Source organism: Pseudomonadota bacterium (genome assembly GCA_030859565.1).
In the GTDB taxonomy this organism is placed as follows: Bacteria; Pseudomonadota; Gammaproteobacteria; order JACCXJ01; family JACCXJ01; genus USCg-Taylor.
Genome location: JALZJW010000070.1, coordinates 1 through 20186 on the forward strand (window position 1 = coordinate 1; position 20186 = coordinate 20186).

Below are 20186 nucleotides of genomic sequence, written 5' to 3' on the forward strand. Positions count from 1 at the left end.
CATCGGTTTTGCTCCCGAGTAGCGAAGCACCTGGCTATAGGCGCGCAAGGTCTCAACAGGAATAGCTCCGGCGGCGATGTCGTCGAAGTCGAAGGAGTTCAACCATGCTCATGAACGTTTCCACGTCTACGATCCCCCGACATGCTTCGGCGACAAGCTCGGCCGCGCCACCCGAAGGCCGCAATGCACGGTGTTCGCTAGGGGTCTTTGCGGTGTTCGTGCCTAGAACCCAACTCCACTTGCCGCTAAACTCGCCCTTTTCAGACTTAACGCCGAGCTCGGCTTTCGCATCCTCAAGCGTTCGCCATGCTACGCCGGCCCCCCTTGCCTGTTCTCTGATGTCCTCTACCAGCATAGAGCCGCCCCTCAGCATTTCCTTTAGCCACTCCTTCGCTGTGCTCAGCTTCGGCCTCGATTCTTCGCATTCCGCCGGTGTCGATAATGCGAGGGCCTGATCGGCCGTCATGGTTACAGGCTCGGCGTCCCATTCCACGCTCGACGTCACGATCCCGCTCCCCAGGTCCCGGCCCATGACCCGAAACGCGAGCCCGCCCCGATCCTTGGCGAGATTATTTTTCATCGGCAGGAACAGCCGCCGATCGGGGTTTTCCTGGTCTTTGGCTACCAGGTACGATCCACGCGCCGCGGCGATAAACCCGAGCGAGCCCATCACCCTTAACATTGCATCGGTCCCGCCGGCCTTGGTCAAATGCGATACGCAAAGCACCGCCGCGCCGCTTGTGGCGGCCATCGCCGTGAGGGGTGCGAGTAGTGCCCTCACGTCGGCGTTTTTATGCGAATCCACGCCCCCGAGATAGGCCGTCACGGGGTCAATCTCAATAAGTGCGACCTCGCCCACACGCCTGGCCATCTCGCCAAGCCGCTCAATGTCGACCGCGAGGTTAAATGCCCTCGTTAGGGTGCCGTCCTTGGAATGCTCGCGGATGGCGTCCAGGATGTAGACCCGCTCCAAATCCGCGCCGGCCGCTTCAAGTCGCGGCCGGATTGTGTCTTCAGCATCATCCTCAGCCGAGAGAATAATCACAGACCCCCGCTCGCAGCGTGTTCCATCGACCGGCCAGTTACCACCAGTTGAAACAATCGCCGCCATGCTTACCGCAACCTGAGATTTCCCCAGCCCCGGATGTCCGGCCAGCATAGTGACCTTCCCTCGCGCGATACGCTCCGGCCACACCCATGAGACGGGCCGCGCTTGCAGCAGCTATGCAACGAAATACTACCTCGGCGCCTGCCGACCATTCCCCGTCTTCCGCCTGGCGCAGCTTAACTTCCGCAGCCACTGCGGCGGGGCTGATCCCAATCAGTTCGGCGGTATCCCGAATTTCAAACGCCGAGGGGCGGGGGGATCGAGCGAGGAGTAAATCGATCTCGAGATCGAATCGGGATCGGGTGGAGCGCCTTAGAAACTCAGCGAGCTCGATGCCGTTGGGCGCCGCAGCACCGTTGCCGACAGACGCGTTTTCAGCCTCTGGATCGGTAAGACACGATTCCACCGGCGGATTATCGTCATCCGGGATCGGGATGGCAGCATCTGTCTCGCTCTCGGCGACCATCCCAACGCCCGCAAGCTGGGCGTGAAACCGGCCGCGCACATTGCGGACGCTTGTGATATTATTCACGCGTCACCTCCGTCGCCTGGGTCGCCTGAAACGGGCGGAATGGGGGGGTGGTTTCTCCGAGATGTCCAGTGCTCCCGCCCTTGTCGGCTACTCCCCGGCAAGGGCATTTTTTTATGCGGTCAGGCATGGCGGCGATCCCCCGCCCCGCCGCGAACCATCGATGCTAGAAATGCGTCCAGATCACGCCTGTAATAGAAAATCTTGTTGCCGATTCTGGTATATGGGATGGGATAGCGCCGCGTGCAGCGCCAAACGGCTAAAGTCCCCTCGGTCACACCGATGTACGGCGCGGCCTCGCGCGCACTCATGCGGCCTTCCGGCCACGGAAGATTAATCGACAATTTAATTACCTCGCGCCGGCTGTTAAAGACGGCGTGGACAGTACCAGCGAAAAGCAAAGGCGCAAAGGAAAGATAAGCCCCCCTTAACTTTCCGCGCGGGGAAGGTCAGGGGCGTGCTATCAGGTCTCGGTAGCCGCAGTCCCGCAACTTCTTTGCGGTAGAGAGGGCTTTACTCACCGTGTCCGCGCCGGGATTTTCGGGGTAGAGAATTTCGGCCATCTCGCCACGGCTCGCGCCGCTCAGCTCGGCGTCCAGCAGCCTGAGATAAGTTCGGTAGATGTGGTCTCCCTCGATCCTTGCGGCGCGTGTCACGCGAACTTCTCGGGCTTCTCTAAGCTCGTTTAGGATCTCTCGTAATTGAGCCTCAATGGAACGCCGAAGATCGAAGACGATCGGCGGGCTATGCCAGCTCTCTAAACCGCCCTCTAAAGAGGCACGATCCCAACACACACGTAGACCCTGCTCCTCTAAATTGTTCGGGAACCACCATAGAATAGGCAGTTCCGCGTCGATGGCATCGGGATGCGTCTCTAGCGCCCGCTCACGGGACACTGGTGGGCAAAAATGTACCTCCTCGCTGCGGTCGTCGGCGTAGAACAGCCACCAAGTCTTTGCGGGTCCGTACCGTGCGTCGGCCGGGTTATGTGGCGGGTACAGCTCCCATTTTTCGACTATATGATCCGCCCACGGGATCACCTCGTATTCATTCCTGGTTCGCACTCGATAATCTTCGAATAGCTCACCGGGTAGTGCCGGGGGATCACAGTAAAAATAATCACACCGACCTCCCGGCCACGGACTGCCTTTCCACTTTCCCGTTAAACGCCCGTCCTCCGCGTCGGGTAGTTGGGAAAAGACTTGATAGTCCGACTGATACTCGGGATTGCGACGCAGGAATTCCCACGCCCAACCACGTGGGGTTAGTTGTTTTGAGTAGGCGGCTTCGTCCTTCCAGTCAGGGAGCCATGGCGGGATCATTTCGCGCACCTCTATCGCATACACCTCGAAAGAGACACCAAGCCAGCGCGGCGAGGTTGCCGCGTTTTCGGGAGCTACCCTAGGCTTGGCGATTCTTCAACGCTTGAGCTTCACCAATTCTGCGGGTGGTTTGATCCCCGCAGCGTTCAACATGGACGCCGTCGCTTTCTGCATGGCTTGCCTTACCGGGTCTACATCCAACCGCGAGTAAATTGCCGTTGCTTGCAACGACTTGTGCCCGAGCGTCTTTCCGATGATCTGAAGCGAGGCGCCAGTGCGGGCTTGCCAACTCCCAAGCGAGCGCCTCAAGTCGTGTATGCGCAACCCGGTGAGCCCGGCCCGCTCGGTGATCCGCTTCCACGGCCCCTTAAGCTCCATGATATGCCCCGTCGCTCCGCTCCCCGGAAACACGAACTCGCTTTGTGAGTGCAGACGCCGGGATAAAAGGATCTGCATGGCCTCGGGACCAAGCGGCACGACAAGCGGGCTCCGGTTTTTGGTGTCCGGTATGCGCCATTCCTCCCGGTCCAGCGACACATCTGCCCACTGCATCGACGCGAGGTTGCCGTAACGAGCCCCCGTCAACAGAGCCAGCGCAAAGAAGTCGCGGGAAGTGCTAGGCTCGCCGGACAGCGCCTCGAAGAAACGCGGCATCTCCTCGGGTTGTAGAAAGCGGTCACGGGACTCCTCACGAAAGAGCCGTATCCGCGCCGCCGGGTTTACCCCTGAATAACCCCAGTCGATCGCGCGGTTGAACATGGTCCGCAGAAGCGCCAGCAGCCGGTTGCTGGCATAGGCACCGTGCTCCTTGGCGAGCTTCGCGTGCAGCCGTTGCACTTCCGGCCGGGTAATCTCGGACAGCCGCCGGTCACGCCAGCCACGCAGATACCGTTTGAATACCTTAGTATCCGTCTCCCAAGTCCGCTTGCGTGGCCTCGCGTGCAGCTCGATGTAGCGCTCGAAGAGGTCTCCTAAGCTATCCTCGGCCCGTACCGAGCGCTTCTCCTCGGCCGGGTTATTTCCGCGCGCTATGCGCCCGATGTAATCCTCCGCGGCCCGCCGCGCTTGCTCTGGCGTGAGATCGGGATAGCGGCCCAGCTTGAAGCGCTCGGGCCGGCCTTGAACCTTTCGGTAGACGTAGAAGGTACGGGAACCGCCGGCGCCCACGGCCAAGGCGAAACCCTTTAGGGTGGCGTCGTAATAGTACCGGGATCCCGTTTCCTGGGCCGGCAGGGATTCGATCACGTCGCGGCGGCTCAGTCGGTATCGCTTTGTCTCTTTCGTCACTCGGTCCATTTCAACGGCCTCCCGGACGGTTTCACCCGGTCATCACTCGGGTAGCAATTCTACCTATTTGCTACCATGTAGGTTAAAACCGAATAATAACTGTTAAAGGATTATGGTTGCAAGTGACTGTTCTGTAAAGGCACGCTAAAGCGGATTAAATGCCGTAAAACTGACTAGAAAGTGACTGTTAATCACTAGGTCGGCGGTTCGAGCCCGTCCCGGGGAGCCAGCTCGTCCGCTTGGTTACTTCCTCTTGCACGTTGACGGTTGCAGCAAGCAAGGGGCGCCACGCGCCTTCCATAAGGGAGTGTGTGCACGGCCATGGAACGGTTGCGATGCCCCGAAAACTCGAGATCCCTGGCGATCGCAGGCTGCCCCTCGAAGCGCTTGTCTATGAATTGGGCTTGGAGGCCTTCTTTTTGTTATCCTTCACCGTATCTCCAAAACGAGGAGCGATTAGCGTGTCCGCCATTACCGAAAACGCCGTAAGCCGGCACCGGCTTACCATCGAGGCGTTCCACCGCATGGGAGAGGCAGGCATTTTCCTCGAAGACGACCGCGTTGAACTGATCGACGGCGAGATCATCGATATGGCGCCCATCGGAAGTAAGCATGCCGCAACGGTCGCGGAACTAAGCCGCCTGTTCGTGGTAGCGGTAGAAACGCAAGCACGCGTGTGGATACAGAATCCGATTCGTCTCGGCGGCAAATCCGAACCTCAGCCCGACGTAGCCCTTCTTCGACCGCGTGACGATCGCTATGCCGCTGCTCTCCCGCTCCCGGAGGACGTGCTCCTCATCGTCGAAGTGGCGGATACCACCCTCGCATACGATCGGGATGTAAAGGTCCCCCTCTACGCACGCCACGGCGTTCCCGAGGTGTGGTTATTCGATCTCGAACATAGTCGGTTGCATATCTACACGGCCCCGTCAGAGCGTAGCTACCTCGAATGCCGCATCCTCGCCGAGCCCGGCCTTATCGCGCCGGGTGCGCTACCGCAGTGCGCTGTCGATATGACGGGGATCGTTTAAGCTCCTGCTATGGCTAAGGCAGCTACGAAACGCTTCAGCGTTTGGGGAGAACCACGAGCAACGTTAGACATAGACGTCACTGTATGAGGGACCTTCACCTCGCGGTCGTAGCGCACTGTCGTATCGGCGACTTCGATGATAAGCAATACATCATCGGGTACAGGGTGCGCCGTCGTGTAGAAATCTTCGCGCGGCTTGAGGAGCGCCACATCGGGTTCGGGCTCGGAATAGGGACCCAACACGATCGGGTCCTGAACGGATAACACCGCCGCATCCCCAACGGTACGTTCAAGCATTCGTATCAAACGTTTGACCGTCCCAGCGTGCAGGCTCCCGATCGGCGCCATGTCGATAATCTCCCCTGCAATCAACTCAACGCGGGCATTTCGATCCAAGATCCCCGCCTCCCCCATGCGCTGGTAGTCGTCCACCGTAAGGCGATGCCGGTGAAAAAATTCTCTCGCTGCGCGTGACATGTGGGCTCCGATCTGTGCTCCGATCTCTCCTGAACGATACGGCGTAAATATCGGCATGAGAATAACACAGAGCGCGGGCGTTCGCGGCAGAACGCCTTGGCGTTTTCGTTATTTAGCTTAAAGCGCTCGCCCGCGAGGCCGCGCTCAGCGCGCAGGCAGTACCTCGAAGATACAATCGCCAATGCGTATCCGGTCCTTGGGATTGATGGTCAGCGCAGCCTCTTTCAGCCGGCTGTCGTTGAGAAAGGTGCCGTTTCGCGATTTTTGATCCGAGATAAACAAAGCGCCCTGTTTGTAGCGGAGATGAGCGTGGCTGCCCGATACGAACTCATCGCCTCGGATGACCAGGTCGTTTTCCGGATTCGCTCCGATACGAAAAAGCTCCTTGTCTATCGGGAATTGTTTGCCTCGCATGGGTCCAGCAACGCTTATGAGGATGGCGGCGGCTCGCCCAGGCCCTGGCGATGGAAAGTAACCGCCCACCTGCGTCCTGCGCGGCGGCGGCGCGGGCGGTTCTTTTGCCGGTTGCACGTTGATGAGGTTACGCCTTATCCATTCCACGAGGGTATCGACGAGCTCCCGATACACGTGGGCATCCTGCATGCTCAGCTTACCCTTACTGTCGGCGACTTTCTGCCCGAGATCATACAGCAGCCTGATTTGCTGCGCGTAGTCTGTCGAAAGCATCCCCAACCCCACGAGCAGGCCCACCGCCTCCCCCAGCTTGCCGAAGGCGCTCGGTTGAGTCATGCGGGCTTCGGCCACATCGCGGACAACCTGTTTGAGCCGGCCCCAGCTTTCGAGAACCAGGTCTCGGGCGCCCTCATCCGCGTGCTTTGATCCACCCTGCTGTAAATCAGGGGTCGCGAGTGCTAATCCGGGATTATGTTTGCGCTCGTCCAAGACTTCCTTTAGCTCGCCTTCGAAACTCACCGCTAACTTTCCAAGACGAATCTCGCGAATTCTTCCTCCCTGCTGAGAAATCACGCCCCCTAGCTGCGATCGGAAAAGAAATACGATGAATAAAAGGAGAATCGCGCCGACGATGACAACCGTCAGGCGATGTTCCGGCGTTATCATGCTTAAAAAACCCAACCAAGCATTCGATGAACCTGTATCCATGTGGATCCCCTCTCTTGCCGCCTACGTACTCTTACTTCGCCGACCGCCTTCGATGGCGCTATTTCCCGCTGCCGCCCGGCCAGCTTTAAGTCGCGCCAGTTTCGGAAGTCTCCGGCGGTGCGATCATGACGAACGTCCATACGGTCGAGCCGGTCCGGATCTCCGCGTAGTTTTGCAACGTCGTCCCTGCAATGGGCACGAGATCTCCGTCCAAGAATGTTCCATTGCTGCTCTTCTGATCGATGAGATCATATCTCCCATGGCGGCATAAGATCAGGGCATGCTCTGAGGAGAGCATGGGATCGGTCTCGATCAAAATCTCGCATCGCCTATGGCTCGTTTCGCTGCTGATATCGCCGGCCCCGATGAAGTTCTTGCCTTCTCTGACGGTGAACAACTGGCCCTCCGGCCGCCAGGTGTAAGTTACCAAGACCCCCAGGATGCGGCGCGTGTCTTCCGCCCCCGCCTGGCCTCCGGTGCCGGAGGATATTCCCGAGGGCATAGCTTTTGTTTCCCGCCGTCCTCGGGCGGACCCGCCTCCTGTCCTGGTTTCGCGATCCTCCGACGCGGCCGAGGCACCGGGGTACGCCTCGGTTCGCGCTTTGGTGCGTCTTGCGTTTTCACAATAGGGGCAACTGTCCCATTCCGGGTCCATGGGATGAAGGCCCGCGGCGCAGAGGCGCCCTGAACTCACTTGTGTACTTGCCATGTCGTTCTCCTCATTCAAACCCAACGCTGAAGTCATTTTATGGTTCGCGGTATTCTCCGAGCTGGCGAAAACTACACGCTAGTCTTCGCGATCTGATGCCATGCATTTTTTACCTGGACTGCCCTCCTGCGTAAACTCCGGAGGACGCCAGCCGCGAGTCTATACCAGCGGTAGTTGTCGTCGGTATGCGCCTCGGGGCGTTCACCGTATTGTATGAACTGCACGGTCACATTGTCCTGACCCCCTCGCTCGAGCGCTAATTCAATCAAACGGTCCGCTACCTCCTGCACGGTCGCTTCACTGCGCAGCACGGCCTCGATACCCTCATCGTCCACGAAACCGCTTAACCCATCCGAGCACAAGAGGATCCCGCCACCCTCCCTTAGCTCAAGTGCGGGACCGATATCAACCTCAACGTGCGGCCGGTGTCCCATCGCCCGCTCAAGAATACTCGCCTCCGGATGATGTCGCGCCTCCTCGGCGCTTAGCATTCCGGCATCCACCATCCGCTGGACCCGTGTATGGTCGGTCGTCAACTGACGCAGCTCACGTCCGCGGTAGAGGTAGGCCCGGCTGTCCCCCACGTGCGCCACATACGCCAGCGAACCCGAAGTCAACAGCAGCAAGGCGGTCGAGCCCATGCCATCGGTTTCGGGATCGCCAGAACCCGCTCGCTCGTACACGATGCGATTCGCCTCATCAAACGCTCGCGTGATGGCAGCGACGACGGTTAACTCGGGCGGCGGCGCCGCGAGCGACTGCTGTATGCCATTTACCGTGAGCTCGGCCGCCAACGCGCCCCCGTTGTGGCCACCCATGCCGTCCGCGATCACGTAAGCCTCCCCCAGGCCCACGCGAGCCCTGCTCATGCGGTCTTGGTTCTCCTCACGCACATAACCGGTTTCCGAACGGGCGCTAACCTCCCATCGCGGGCCCTGTCCCGTCTCTTCCCGTGGTCGTCCAAACGCGTCATAGCAGCGACGCAGGCGAGCTCCCCAACGCCCTATCCACGGGCCAATCCTGTCTGGCTGTCTCGCGTGACTCACCGCCAAGCCGCCCCGTCGCCCGAGACCCTTGGCCGCTCCCGGCGTCAGCGGCCCGGCGCCGGCACGATCTCGAAGGTCGCATCGCCGATCCGAACACGATCTCCGGCATTGACGGTCAGCGGAAGGTCCCCGAGACGGTTGTCGTTGAGAAACGTTCCATTGCGAGATCCCTGGTCGGCGATCAACAAACCACCCTGCTCATAACGCAGTTGGGCATGGTGCGATGACACATAGTCGTCATCTCCGATAATGACTTCATTATCCGGGCTCGCCCCGATCCGGCACAGATCTTTTTCCATCCCAAACTGCTTGCCATTCACCGTCCCGCCGATCCCAACGAGCAGCGCCGCGGGCCGCCCCGGCTTGGGCGGTGGAAAGTAGCCGCCGACCTGTGTGCGCCGCTGCGGCGCGGGTGGTGCCGTACGAGGAAGGGGGTCAACCAACGGCACTTTCGGAAGCGCGAAGTCGGTCTGCGGCCGAGGCGGGGTATCGGGCTCCATCTCTTCGCTCCGGCGCAAGTACATGAAAATCCCCGTGACAATGAGAAGCATCAACGCTCCCGCTGCTATCCACACTGCAATGTAGCCGTCCGGCTTCGGTGCCGGCGGTGGTAGGGGTATGCGTGCCTTGAGCGAGCCGCTCAGCGAGCGGCCGTTCGGCAGTCCTAAATCGATGTCCACTTTCTCGGTCAGACGCTCACCGGTAGCGGGCAAATTCTTAAAGTAGGCTACCACCGTCTGTGTTTCCGTCAGCTCTCTGTATATCCGCACTAAGGCGTCCTTTAGGCTCAGCAGATCGGGTTGGGCGTGCGCGAAGCGACCACCGCTTTCCTCGGCCAAATGACGGAGCGATTCAGTATATTGATCTTCGATCTTACCGCGGCCCACGGCATCAATGGGGATACCCAGGGCGTTGGACCTCATCTTGACACTGTCGCTACTGGCGCTACTGCCCTCATCCTTGCCATCGGAAATCACCATGATGCGCATTCGCTTAGGGATTGCGGCTGTGGTCATCGCGGTCTCGTAGTCATCCAATGCCTGATACAGCGCGTCATAGAGCCTGGTCTTGCTCGCTCGCCCCCCAGCCTTCAAGCCCCCGAGCGCCGCGGTGAGATGCCCCCTGTCGTCTTCAAAACCGACAACGCTCTTGATGTCGCTGGCAAAGACCATGACCGCGACACGCAATATCTTCCGGTCGTGCAGGAATGCGAGCAGGGCTTGTTTGATATCGTTGAGCGGGGCACCCGCCATGGTCCCGCTCACATCGATGCACACCAAGACGGCCAGATCCTGGCCGGAATCCAAAAAGCTTTTGACCTGGCCAGCTTCGAACGCGAGATCGCGCTTCCCGTCCAGGAGGAGGTGAAAATTCCCGGCGGCCGGTTGGGTCACGCCATAGGGCAACTCGACGACCACCGACACGTTACCCGGCGCGTCTTCGTACAACGGTCCTATTCGGACCCCTGGCCCAAGCGGTGTCTGTGCGGTTGACGCAGCGCACAGGAACGCTAGGCCGATCCCGATTTTGATTCGCGACCTCATTCAATCCTCCTTACCCGCTACCCCGACACCCGTATCCTCGTCCTCGTAAACTCGTCATTATAAACACAGTCGAAATAATATGTTCTGTGACTTTTTCACGAGAAAATTGTGATTTTTTTCACTTGTCGTTCCTGAAAAATCGTACATACTGAGTTTAATTAGCGCGGAATTCGCGTTTTTGTGGCAATGTAGCGGAGGAACGGGCTTATGAAACGCTTGATTGCGGTTGTACTGGTCGCTTTTCTGGCCGCGGGGTGCGCGACCCAGGGCCAACAGGCGCGTACCGAGGGCACTGCCGCGGGAGCGGGCATTGGCGCGCTCATCGGTGCGGGTCTCGGCGCCGCATTTGGCGGCGGGCGGGGCGCCGCAATAGGCGCGGGGGTCGGCGCCCTCCTGGGCAGTATTGCCGGCTATTCGTATGCCGATAACATTGCTAAACGCCGATCCGATCTCGCTGGAAAAGAAAACGACCTCGACGCGCGGATCGCCTTCGCCCATGGGGTCAATGAGGACACTCAAAAATACAACGTGCAGCTCGCGAGCGAAATCAACGATTCGGCGGTCAAGGTCAATACGCTGGCGGCTCAATACAAAAACCAACAGATCACACAACAACAACTGGTAACCGAGCGCCAGAATATGAGCAAGAAGGTCCAGGATGCTGAAAACCAGTTGCAGATCGCCAATGAACAGTTAGACGATCTCAAGCGGTTTCGCTCGCAGCAGCCAGGTCCCTCGGATACCTTGGACATCGAAATCACGCGGCTGGAAGGCCAACTGGCCCAGTTGAAGACGAATACCTCGACGCTAGCGTCCTTGAGCCAGCGCATATAGATAGCCACTAGCCGCAGCTGCAAGCTGGATGAATGTATAGTATGTGGGCGCGATTATGCTTATCTGTCGCCGTTCTCGGGTCGATGGGCGGGTGTGAACAAAGCGCCCTAATGCAGCTCAGCCGCGAAACCAACGAAGCGGAGCACCGCGTCCTGGTTAAACAGCAGCATCTCTCGGGCTTGGAAGTGCAGAACCGGGCGCTTATAGAGAAGAAAAACCGCCTGTTGCGGGAGCTTGAAACCGAGCAGGTGAGCTTAAGCGACCTCGACTCGCGACTCGCGGCCTTGCGCAAAGAAAATGCCCGTATGGCCGCCCACACCGAGCGCGAGCGTCAGGACCGGGCGCATGCGGACGCGGCGCTACGGAAATATCAACATCAAGTGAGCACGCTGACTACCGACGATCAGTTATCCCCTGACGCTAAACACAAACGCATCGACGCGTTGAAAAAGGAAATTAAAACTTATTTAGAACTGGGCCTGCGTTAACGCGATGTGCCGGTACGCTTCAGAAAGCGCCTCTCCTTGCTGGGCGGGCGTTTCTTGGACGAGAAAGCAGCGCCGTGTTTTTCTCTGTATCTGGGGGTTATGTTATGAGAGATTCCGATTACCGCAAACAGCGTGGCATTGTGCTTATCTTTTTTTTTCTGCTTTAGCATTCTCGCTCTCCGCTATCAGTGGGTGCAGATCCCAAGGTACTACCCAGAGCGCCGGTCACACACTCCGCCTCACCGACAAGGAATTGCTCGTTTATATCGAGGCCGTGACACGGATCCGAGAGACAGCCGCATTCTTACCTCCTAGGGTAACCACAGCCCAGATCGTCGGGGATAGCTTGAACGCGTATCTGGCAGAAAAAGATGCGTCTTCCGGCTACCTCACCCGCGAGGACTACCGTGACTTTCAGCGTCTGCAGGATGACAGCTACGTCGGCATCGGTATGGAGATCGAGAAGGATGCCGAAGGCAACGTTCTTTGCTTTCCCGTCCCGGGGAGTGCCGCGGCAAAGGCCGGTATCCACGCGCGTGATCGCCTCAAGAGCATCGAGGGTGTCCCGGTCGCGGGAAAATCGCTCCTCGCGCTCGGCTCACTCGCTCGAGGTGCGCCAGGGAGCCGGTTGGCGTTAGTCATCGTCACTCCCGCCGGAATCGAAAGGCAGGTGATCCTGACGCGGGCGATCACGAGCATCGAGACGGTATCCCAGCACAAACTCGGTTCGATCCCGGTGATTCGGATCCGTACCTTTACCCGCAGTACGAAGGGCAAGCTCGCGGCGCTTGCCACAGACTGGGCAAAAGATCGGCCAGCTGTCCTCGATCTACGCGGTAACCGGGGTGGTGATCTCCATGCCGCGATTGACTCCGCGCAGATCTTCTTGCCTGCGGGGGCGCGCATCGTTTCCGTAACGGGCCCGAGCAAGAAAAACTATCGAAGCGATAATGCTCCGCTGAATATGGAAACTCCCATCTACCTTTGGCAGGATGAGGCCACGGCGAGCGCGGCAGAGGTCTTCATTGCCGCGCTAACGCAGAATCGTCGGGCCGTATCGATCGGAAAACAAACATTTGGAAAAGGAACCAAACAAGACATCCTCGAGTTGAGCGATGGATCGGCGCTGGTCTTGACCACGGGACACCTAGCGACTCCCGATGGCACCCGCTACGATGGGCAGGGGATCTCCCCCACGCATCCTCTGCCCGGGGAGGTTTCCGGCACCGGGCACTATATCGAACGCGTACGATCATTGATGCATTCTGAGCGCGACCCTGCTACTGCAAAATGAAAGCCCGCAACGATAGCGCCGTCTCGTTGAAATCGGATCTTGATCCTGGATCTGATCCCTCCCGTGAGGGTTGATGGCAATGATTGGAAGAACCATCCGTAATTACCGCATTGTCTCCGAGCTCGGCAAGGGGGGCATGGGAGTTGTCTATCTTGCTGAGCACATCATTCTACCGCGGCGATTCGTCGTGAAGAGCCTCGCGCCCGCGCTGACGCAAGATCCCGAGTTCCTCGAGCGCTTCTATCAAGAAGCACAAAATCAGGCGATGCTGGCTCACCCCGCTATCGTTCAGGCCACGGACTATTTCGAGGACAGCAGTGAGTTTTTCTTGGTCATGGAATACGTCGATGGTCAAGCCCTCGATGCGATGATTAGTACCCGGGGTTCATTACCTGAAAGCGAGGCGCTATCGATTTTTCGAGGCGTTTTGGAAGGCTTAGGTTTCGCGCATCGCAAAGGGGTCATTCACCGGGACGTAAAGCCTTCCAATATCCTCGTCGATCAAAGCGGAAAAGCGAGGATCACCGATTTCGGCATCGCGATCCTCGCCGGAAGCCAACGACTTACCGCCACCGGACTCACCGTTGGAACCGCGTGGTACATGAGTCCCGAGCAGATTCGACGACCCCGATCGATCGATCAACGAAGCGACATTTATTCCGCGGGAATTGTTTTATATGAAATGCTCACTGGCTCCGTTCCGTTCGATGGCGACACGGATTTTAGCGTCAAGGAGCAGCAGATCAACCTAGCCCCTCCGGATCCAAGAGCGATGAACCCGGCGATTTCGCCAACGCTCGCGCAATGCGTTCAAAAGGCGATGGCCAAGGAGCCGGACAAACGCTTTCAGAACTGCGGTGAGTTCTTGGCCAGCATCGATGACTATCAGGCGCAAGCCTCCGGCACTAAGGTTACCCCCGCGAAATGGGGGCTTGCAGCAGCTCTAGCGACCCTTATGATAGCCGTCGGGGCTGGGATTTATTTCAGCAAGCCCGTTCGCTTCGTTGTGGACGAGAAGGCAATGCTACAGAAGGAGCATGAGACCGGTTTCATTTTAATTCAGGGTGCGGCGGAGAAAGCATCTCTTGCTTGCCGGGAGATCCGGGAAATCGATCTCAAGCGGCAGAATCTCGAAATTGCCAAGGGACTCGGCGACACGGGACTCGTGGATGCATATACCACCCAAATCGAGGAGATCGCCCAAAACATCCGCGACCACGCTTCAGAATATAAGGATTTGATCGGTCGACTCGTCGGCATCAAAAAGCCGGTCGCAGAGGCCGAATTTGAGCATTATGCAAATGAATTACTGGGCAAAAAGTCATTCGATCAAGTCCACGTGAGCCGGCTGGTACAGCGTCATTATCAGGACCATCTCGATGGCGCAAGCGCGGAGCACGTAGGTTTAACCCGCGAAACCTGTATAGAGGAATAACGGATTACGCATTTAAACCTTCGCGTCGGTGATCAGGCTCCCGATGTCTCGCAAAATACGCGGTGTTCTGGGTCCGCCCGGCAAAGCCAGGTATTTGGGCCGCCACACGGGGCCGAGTTGTTCCGCGAAACGCCGGTAGTTTTCATGGTCCCGAAAGTGCTCGCTTTGACGATAAATCATGCGCCCGATCCGCTGCCAAAGCGGAGCGAGCGCATGGCCTTCCAAACCCGCGATCGGCACCATCCCGAGATTGAACCAGCGATACGCTCGTGTTCGGCCGCCCAGCATGAGCTCCGTCACCATGAATTCCATGATGCTAGCGGGGGCATCGGGCCGGTAGCAAACGAGATCCAGGGCTAGTTCTTCTTTGCGGGCGCTCACCCACAGGATCGCAAACGCTACGATACGCTTATCCTTGCGCACGACCGCGCAGGGGAAGTTGGCCACGTAAGCGGGATCGAAATAGCCCCTGGAAAAGCTCTTCTCCGAGGTCTTCGTGTGCACCAGCCACTCCTCGGAGACGCGTTTCAATTCCGGGATCAACGCGGGTACCTTGGCCGAACCGACTATCTCGAAGCTAACGCCCTCTGCAAGCACGCGATCGTAAGCTTTTCGGAGCGCCGCTCTTTCGGATCCCTGGAGCGAAAAGCGCTCTAACGGGATGCGGGCGTCATCCCCCAATTTGAGCACCGACAACCCGAGATCGATATAGCGCGACAAGCTTTCGGCATCGATGAGATAAAAAACCGGCCACCCCCCATACCGATCGCAGAGATCCCGAAACGTCCAGAGCAGGTTCTCGTGCTCGGCCCGCGGACCGACGGGATCACCGAGCGCGACCCAGCTTTTATGCATCACCCGGTACATGATGAAGGCCTGGCCGGAAGGGCTGAACAGAAAGCGCTTGTCGCCGAGCAAGGCGAGGTTCGCGCGCGCATTCGGGTCCTGCTTGACGACGCTGCGGATCTGTTCGACGCTCGCCGTATGCGGCAGGTCGGGGACTGGATCGGCCCGCAGTAGATACGCCAACGCCGTCGCGCCGGCAAGGACAACGGCCACCGCTAGGGTGCGGAGGCATCTGGAAAGCTCGGCCTCATACTGGAATTGCCACCAGAGCCCGTGGGAATAGGCGAATTGTTTATACGAAAAGATGCCGAGCCAGATGGTCACGGCGAGGATCGCCATCACGGTGGAGACCCACTCCGCCGGAAAACCCTGATCGAGTAGCGATCCTCCGCGCCGGAACTCTCGATGTGTCGCCAATAGCACCAGGAGCGTGAGGGCGAGAATGAACGCGCCTTCATAGATCAGGCCTTTGAGAAAAAAAGCCACGATCCCCAGCGCGAGCAGAACGGCGATCAAACGATAAGCCCTGCTCAAACGCAGGGACAATCCGCGCGCCAGGATAACGAGCCCGATCCCGGCGGCGCCCGCGAGCGCGTGGAAAACCTCCACCAGCGCTAGCGGCGCCGTCTCTCTTAGCAAGCCGAGGCGTCCCGCCGGCGCCGGAACGGCGCTCGAGAAAAGCAGCATCATCCCGGCGAAGATGATGACTACGGCCATGATTTGCGGTCCGAGCACTTCAAGCCAATCCGTCGCGGACTCCCGCGCCCGCACCCACTGGGCGCGTTGCGCGACCACTTCATGAGCGGCGAGCATGATGGCGGCGACGCCGAGGGGCGCCAGATAATAGACGCAACGGAACAACAAGATCGCGCCGAGCAGCGCCGCGGGAGGGATCTCCGGTAGACCGACCAGCATCACCGACTCGAAGACACCGATGCCCCCCGGCACGTGACTCACACCCCCTGCCAGCAAGGCGAGTGCGAATACCCCCAGAAAACCGAAGAAGTCATTTCCTGGGTATACCGGCAGCAGGACGTAGATTACGGAGCCGATCAGCATCAGATCCAATGCGCCGAGGGCGATTTGCGCCGAGGCCGTTTTGGCCGACGGCAGCCGCAGCGACCAGTGCCGCGTCCGGATCGTCATCGGCCGTATGGCGGAAACGATGAGATACACCACCATTAGGCCCAGCATCACCGCGCCTAGGGTGCGCTTCACTCCGAGAGGCAGGGAAAATGCCGTGGCTTCGGCGCTCCCGAACAGCAGTGAGAGCGTGAGGATAAAACCGATCCCCAAGGTTACGGTCAGCGCGTACATGGTCGTGATCCCGGCGATCTCGACCGCAGTTAAACCGCCTTTAGAATACAGGCGGTAGCGGATGGCGCCGCCGGTGACCATTGGGAAGCCGAGATTGCTGCCGAAAGCGTTGGCGAGGAAACCCGCAAGCGCAGCGCGCCGATAGGGCAAGGGACGGTTGATGTGGTTTAGGGCAACTACATCATAGCCCGTCACCACCACATAACTGGCGGCTGTAATTCCGAGCGCCAGAAATACCGATGTCCAGGGTAACGCTTGAACGTTTTCCAGAACCTCGGCCAGCTCAATCTTTTTTAGCGTGCGGTAAACGACCCAGAGCGCGCCACACACGATCGCGAGACTGATAAAAGTACCGGCTTGCACCAACAGTTTTTTGGCGAACTGTCCGGCCCGGCCGGGCCTTTTACGCTCTGCTGCGTTGCTCGCAATCGCCATCGCCGTATGCTCGATCGAGTGGTGGTGTGGTTCGGATCAAGGCGAAGCACTAATTTTCTAGTGTACCGCTACTTAAGATCCGGACATAGGTGCGGCGCTTTCTTGGCAGCCGGGCATTCCTCGGGCATTCCTAGGATGCTTGCAGTCGGTTCAAGGGCAATGCTAAAGTTTTTAGGATATTCTTGGCGCAGGGAACTTTGGGCGAGTAGGCCCGACTCAAAGTAGGGTGGGAATGCTTTTCTTTGAATGCGTGTTATGCCTATAGCGGATAGCACGACCTATTAACGAAGCTGCTCGGAGATAAACCATGCCACTACGCATAGGCGACGAAGCCCCAGATTTTACGGCGGAGACAACGGAAGGAACGATCCGCTTCCACGAATGGATGGGGGACGGTTGGGCTATTCTGTTCTCGCATCCGAAAGATTTTACCCCGGTCTGCACGACCGAGCTTGGCTATATGGCAGGCCTCAAGCCAGAGTTCGACAAGCGCAACTGCAAGATCATCGGTTTGAGCGTCGATTCGGTCAGCGACCACACCGCATGGTCCAAGGATATTGCGGAGACTCAAGGCCATGCAGTGACCTATCCGATGATCGGTGATACCGATCTGAAGGCGGCGAAGCTTTACGATATGATTCACCCCAATGCCAGCGGCAGCGCACAGGGGCGAACGGCGGCCGATAATGCCACGGTGCGCTCCGTGTTTGTCATCGGTCCGGACAAGAAGATCAAGTTGATGATCACCTATCCCATGAGCACGGGTCGCAACTTCGACGAGGTGCTGCGGGTGCTTGACTCGATGCAGCTAACGGCAAAGCACAAAGTCGCAACGCCGGTGAATTGGAAGCAGGGCGAGGACGTCATCATTGTTCCGGCGGTTTCCGATGCAGAAGCTAAGGAGAAGTTTCCAGGTGGGTGGAAATCGCCGCGGCCTTATCTAAGGATCGTGCCACAACCGAAGTAGAGTGGTGGGTGGCAGGGAGGCTTACCCGCCTTCCTACCCAATCGGCGTCATCTCGGCTGATGCTCCTAAAAGCGCCGTTGCCACAGGGCAAGCTCCCGTCGGTTATGCCGGGATGCCGATTGGCTTCCCGGCAGCATATGCCGGACCGCCTGGGAGACGTGGCGTTTTAGCAAGCTCAACCGGGTAGAATAATCGGCATCTTCGGGGGGAGGTCCCGACGGCGCTGCGTTCACCGAAATCAGCCTGTAGTGTCGACCTCTGAGGATGCGTGATCGTTAAATCAATCAGTTACCGATTTTTTTACGTCGAGTTACGGAAGCCGGGATAGGTTGCTCAGCTCCAGGCCGGATTCGCTCGAGCACATAGCGTGTCATGCCAAGTGCGAGTTCGTGCTCGCCCATAAACACCTTCCCGGCATTCTCCGTTTGGAGGAGCCCTGCCTCTTCTTCGGTATGAGTACGCACGACCGTCTCGACAGCCGGGTTGAGTGCGTGCGCGATCTCGATCATTTGGCGGGCGTGAAACGTATCCGGGGTGGCGATTACCAAAATACCCGCCCGCGCGATATGCGCCTGAATGAGCACCGCCGGATCGGAGGCATCCCCGGAGACAGCCGGCACACCGCGTTCGCGTAGCTGCTCGACAAGCTCACGATTCTGCTCGGCTACGACAAACGGCACGCCGCGCTCGGTCAGCGCTTCACCAATCCGCCGTCCCACGCGGCCATAGCCCACCAGTACGATATGCCCGGTAAGGCGATTCTGGTCGACCGTCATCGGAAGCTCTGCGAGCGGGTCGTCGGACCGCTCCAGGGCGCGGGCAAGGTTCGAGCGGGATCGAATCCAGGTTTGCGCAGGCTCAAACACCCGGAACACCAGAGGATTGAGTGCGATCGAGATCAGCGCCCCTGCCAGAATGAGGCTCTGGCCCTCCACCGGCAGTAGCCCTAGGGAAACGCCCAGATCTGCTAGGATAAACGAGAACTCGCCGATCTGCGCTAAGCTCGCCGATACCGTAAGCGCCGTGTTGAGTGGGTAGCGAAAGGCGAGGACGAGAAGAAAAGCGGCCAGGGACTTGCCGAAGACGATGATCGCGACGGTTACGAACACCTGTAGCGGCTCGCGGATCAGGACCTCCGGATCGAACAGCATTCCAACCGATACGAAGAACAGAACCGAAAAAGCATCCCTTAGCGGCAAGGACTCTTCAGCCGCCCGATAGCTTAGATCCGATTCTCTCAGCACCATTCCGGCGAAAAAGGCCCCTAGTGCGAACGAAACGCCAAAAAGTTCGGCGGAGCCATAGGCAATGCCGACGGCGGCCGCAACGACGGACAACGTAAAAAGCTCCCGCGAACCCGTGCGCGCGACTTGCCAGAGAAACCATGGGAAGAGGCGCCGTCCGACAACGAGCATGAGTACGACAAACACCGCGACTTGGCCGAGCGTAAACCCAAGCGTTTTCAGCAAATCCCGATCGGCGGTGCCTTCGGCAAGACCGCTTGAGTCGCCGCCTAGCCACCCCGAGAGCGGTGGCAGCAACACCAGGACCAGAACCATCACGAGGTCTTCGACCACCAGCCACCCGACCGCGATGCGGCCGTTGACAGACTCTAACATGCCGCGATTCTCCAGCGCTCTGAGGAGTACGACCGTGCTCGCCACCGAGAGCGCAAGACCGAACACGATGCCGGCGCCCAGGCCCCAATCCCAATGGACGGCAACAGCGGTACCGAGCGCGGTCGCAACGGCAGTTTGGACGATTGCGCCCGGCAAGGCGATCCGGCGAACCGCCAATAAGTCATCGAAGGAAAAGTGCAAGCCGACGCCGAACATCAGCAGCATCACACCGATGTCGGCGAGTTGACGTGACAACTCAATGTCGGCGACGAAACCCGGCGTCGCGGGGCCTAGCAATATGCCGGCGATCAGGTAACCGACCAGCACCGGCAGCTTCAGGCGTGCGGCGATAAAGCCCATAATCAGGGCAAGTCCCAAACCGGCGGCAATCGTGGTGATCAGGGTGACGCTATGAGGCACCTGTTTCTTCTCCAAGTATTAGGGGACCTCATTAGCACTTTGCTTCAGCCAATCTCAATCATGCCTCAGAGCTTGTGAAAAAATCTGCTGCGCTCGGGATCTCGCGTTCCGGCGGTGCTCGGAATCCTCATGTATTTCAACATACACTCCGGTTCCTGCGCTCCGGCGGAACGCGACCTCTCTTCGCTCGCGACGATTTTTTCACAAGCTCTCAGCGCACGGCCGGTGCAGACAACGAGTATTTTCTAATTCAAAGATGAGTCTGAAAGAAGGTAGTAAAGCCTGGCCTCCTAGGGTGAAAGAGTACTGGCCTCCGGGGATAGCTGGGGGCGTCGGGAGCCTGGGCGGTGCGACGAC

The 20186-nt window shown here is 58.8% G+C and carries 18 protein-coding genes; 6 read left to right on the plus strand and 12 right to left on the minus strand.

Annotation, left to right across the window (positions count from 1 at the left end; all coding sequences use genetic code 11):
* Positions 1-52: 52 nt before the first annotated feature.
* The 5 genes from M3436_11575 to M3436_11595 all read right to left on the minus strand — a co-directional run bounded on the left by M3436_11575 (position 53) and on the right by M3436_11595 (position 4255).
* Positions 53-1159, minus strand: a complete 1107-nt coding sequence (locus M3436_11575; GenBank protein ID MDQ3564745.1) for an AAA family ATPase — start codon at positions 1157-1159, stop codon at positions 53-55.
* Positions 1083-1640 carry a hypothetical protein gene (locus M3436_11580; protein MDQ3564746.1) on the minus strand — a complete coding sequence of 186 codons (558 nt, stop codon included), beginning with the start codon at positions 1638-1640 and terminating at the stop codon, positions 1083-1085. The genes M3436_11575 and M3436_11580 overlap by 77 nt, the downstream gene beginning before the upstream one ends.
* A gap of 119 nt (positions 1641-1759) precedes the next feature.
* Positions 1760-1981 (minus strand): helix-turn-helix domain-containing protein, encoded by a 222-nt coding sequence (locus M3436_11585; GenBank protein ID MDQ3564747.1) that lies wholly within the window; start codon positions 1979-1981, stop codon positions 1760-1762.
* A gap of 105 nt (positions 1982-2086) precedes the next feature.
* Entirely contained in the window at positions 2087-2959 is an 873-nt protein-coding gene (locus M3436_11590; protein ID MDQ3564748.1) for a DUF2285 domain-containing protein, read from the minus strand.
* Positions 2960-3055: 96 nt separating this feature from the next.
* Complete coding sequence (locus tag M3436_11595) at positions 3056-4255, minus strand: tyrosine-type recombinase/integrase (GenBank protein MDQ3564749.1); 1200 nt, start codon at positions 4253-4255, stop codon at positions 3056-3058.
* Between the two features lie 326 nt (positions 4256-4581).
* On the opposite strand from M3436_11595, the gene M3436_11600 reads away from it, so the two are divergent.
* Positions 4582-5277 (plus strand): Uma2 family endonuclease, encoded by a 696-nt coding sequence (locus tag M3436_11600; GenBank protein ID MDQ3564750.1) that lies wholly within the window; start codon positions 4582-4584, stop codon positions 5275-5277.
* Here the strand turns inward: M3436_11600 and M3436_11605 are convergent.
* From M3436_11605 to M3436_11625, 5 genes are all read right to left on the minus strand, one after another.
* Positions 5274-5753, minus strand: a complete 480-nt coding sequence (locus tag M3436_11605; GenBank protein MDQ3564751.1) for a Uma2 family endonuclease — start codon at positions 5751-5753, stop codon at positions 5274-5276. The two genes, M3436_11600 and M3436_11605, sit on opposite strands and share 4 nt — an antisense overlap.
* A gap of 144 nt (positions 5754-5897) precedes the next feature.
* Complete coding sequence (locus M3436_11610; GenBank protein ID MDQ3564752.1) at positions 5898-6875, minus strand: FHA domain-containing protein; 978 nt, start codon at positions 6873-6875, stop codon at positions 5898-5900.
* 85 nt (positions 6876-6960) lie between these two features.
* On the minus strand, positions 6961-7584 hold the full coding sequence (locus M3436_11615) for an FHA domain-containing protein (protein MDQ3564753.1): 624 nt from the start codon (positions 7582-7584) through the stop codon (positions 6961-6963).
* Positions 7585-7655: 71 nt separating this feature from the next.
* A complete protein-coding gene (locus M3436_11620) occupies positions 7656-8453 on the minus strand; it encodes a protein phosphatase 2C domain-containing protein (GenBank protein MDQ3564754.1) in 798 nt (265 codons plus the stop codon).
* Positions 8454-8674: 221 nt separating this feature from the next.
* Positions 8675-10174, minus strand: coding sequence for an FHA domain-containing protein (locus M3436_11625; protein MDQ3564755.1), 1500 nt, complete (start codon positions 10172-10174; stop codon positions 8675-8677).
* A gap of 207 nt (positions 10175-10381) precedes the next feature.
* Between M3436_11625 and M3436_11630 the strand changes: the two genes are divergently transcribed.
* The 4 genes from M3436_11630 (at position 10382) to M3436_11645 (ending at position 14225) form a co-directional block, all read left to right on the plus strand.
* Positions 10382-11008 (plus strand): YMGG-like glycine zipper-containing protein, encoded by a 627-nt coding sequence (locus M3436_11630; protein ID MDQ3564756.1) that lies wholly within the window; start codon positions 10382-10384, stop codon positions 11006-11008.
* A 110-nt stretch (positions 11009-11118) separates the two neighbouring features.
* Positions 11119-11496 carry a hypothetical protein gene (locus M3436_11635; GenBank protein ID MDQ3564757.1) on the plus strand — a complete coding sequence of 126 codons (378 nt, stop codon included), beginning with the start codon at positions 11119-11121 and terminating at the stop codon, positions 11494-11496.
* Between the two features lie 346 nt (positions 11497-11842).
* On the plus strand, positions 11843-12790 hold the full coding sequence (locus M3436_11640; GenBank protein ID MDQ3564758.1) for a S41 family peptidase: 948 nt from the start codon (positions 11843-11845) through the stop codon (positions 12788-12790).
* A 79-nt stretch (positions 12791-12869) separates the two neighbouring features.
* Positions 12870-14225, plus strand: coding sequence for a serine/threonine protein kinase (locus tag M3436_11645; protein ID MDQ3564759.1), 1356 nt, complete (start codon positions 12870-12872; stop codon positions 14223-14225).
* Between the two features lie 12 nt (positions 14226-14237).
* Here M3436_11645 and mprF read toward each other — a convergent pair whose 3' ends face one another.
* Positions 14238-16823, minus strand: a complete 2586-nt coding sequence (gene mprF, locus M3436_11650) for a bifunctional lysylphosphatidylglycerol flippase/synthetase MprF (GenBank protein MDQ3564760.1) — start codon at positions 16821-16823, stop codon at positions 14238-14240.
* 307 nt (positions 16824-17130) lie between these two features.
* Between mprF and M3436_11655 the strand changes: the two genes are divergently transcribed.
* Positions 17131-17790: a peroxiredoxin gene (locus tag M3436_11655; protein MDQ3564761.1), complete on the plus strand. Its 660-nt coding sequence runs from the start codon at positions 17131-17133 to the stop codon at positions 17788-17790.
* Positions 17791-18074: 284 nt separating this feature from the next.
* Here M3436_11655 and M3436_11660 read toward each other — a convergent pair whose 3' ends face one another.
* A complete protein-coding gene (locus M3436_11660) occupies positions 18075-19829 on the minus strand; it encodes a Kef family K(+) transporter (GenBank protein ID MDQ3564762.1) in 1755 nt (584 codons plus the stop codon).
* Positions 19830-20186 lie beyond the last annotated feature (357 nt).

Coding starts and splice junctions, on each gene's coding strand:
- M3436_11620 (MDQ3564754.1), bottom strand. CDS start 8,453: ATGAGCAGGGCTCGCGTGGGCCTGGGGGAGGCTTACGTGATCGCGGAC.
- M3436_11625 (MDQ3564755.1), bottom strand. CDS start 10,174: ATGAGGTCGCGAATCAAAATCGGGATCGGCCTAGCGTTCCTGTGCGCT.
- M3436_11615 (MDQ3564753.1), bottom strand. CDS start 7,584: ATGGCAAGTACACAAGTGAGTTCAGGGCGCCTCTGCGCCGCGGGCCTT.
- M3436_11645 (MDQ3564759.1), top strand. CDS start 12,870: ATGATTGGAAGAACCATCCGTAATTACCGCATTGTCTCCGAGCTCGGC.
- M3436_11595 (MDQ3564749.1), bottom strand. CDS start 4,255: ATGGACCGAGTGACGAAAGAGACAAAGCGATACCGACTGAGCCGCCGC.
- M3436_11575 (MDQ3564745.1), bottom strand. CDS start 1,159: ATGCTGGCCGGACATCCGGGGCTGGGGAAATCTCAGGTTGCGGTAAGC.
- M3436_11600 (MDQ3564750.1), top strand. CDS start 4,582: ATGCCCCGAAAACTCGAGATCCCTGGCGATCGCAGGCTGCCCCTCGAA.
- M3436_11605 (MDQ3564751.1), bottom strand. CDS start 5,753: ATGTCACGCGCAGCGAGAGAATTTTTTCACCGGCATCGCCTTACGGTG.
- M3436_11630 (MDQ3564756.1), top strand. CDS start 10,382: ATGAAACGCTTGATTGCGGTTGTACTGGTCGCTTTTCTGGCCGCGGGG.
- M3436_11655 (MDQ3564761.1), top strand. CDS start 17,131: ATGCCACTACGCATAGGCGACGAAGCCCCAGATTTTACGGCGGAGACA.
- M3436_11635 (MDQ3564757.1), top strand. CDS start 11,119: ATGCAGCTCAGCCGCGAAACCAACGAAGCGGAGCACCGCGTCCTGGTT.
- mprF (MDQ3564760.1), bottom strand. CDS start 16,823: ATGGCGATTGCGAGCAACGCAGCAGAGCGTAAAAGGCCCGGCCGGGCC.
- M3436_11590 (MDQ3564748.1), bottom strand. CDS start 2,959: ATGATCCCGCCATGGCTCCCTGACTGGAAGGACGAAGCCGCCTACTCA.
- M3436_11610 (MDQ3564752.1), bottom strand. CDS start 6,875: ATGGATACAGGTTCATCGAATGCTTGGTTGGGTTTTTTAAGCATGATA.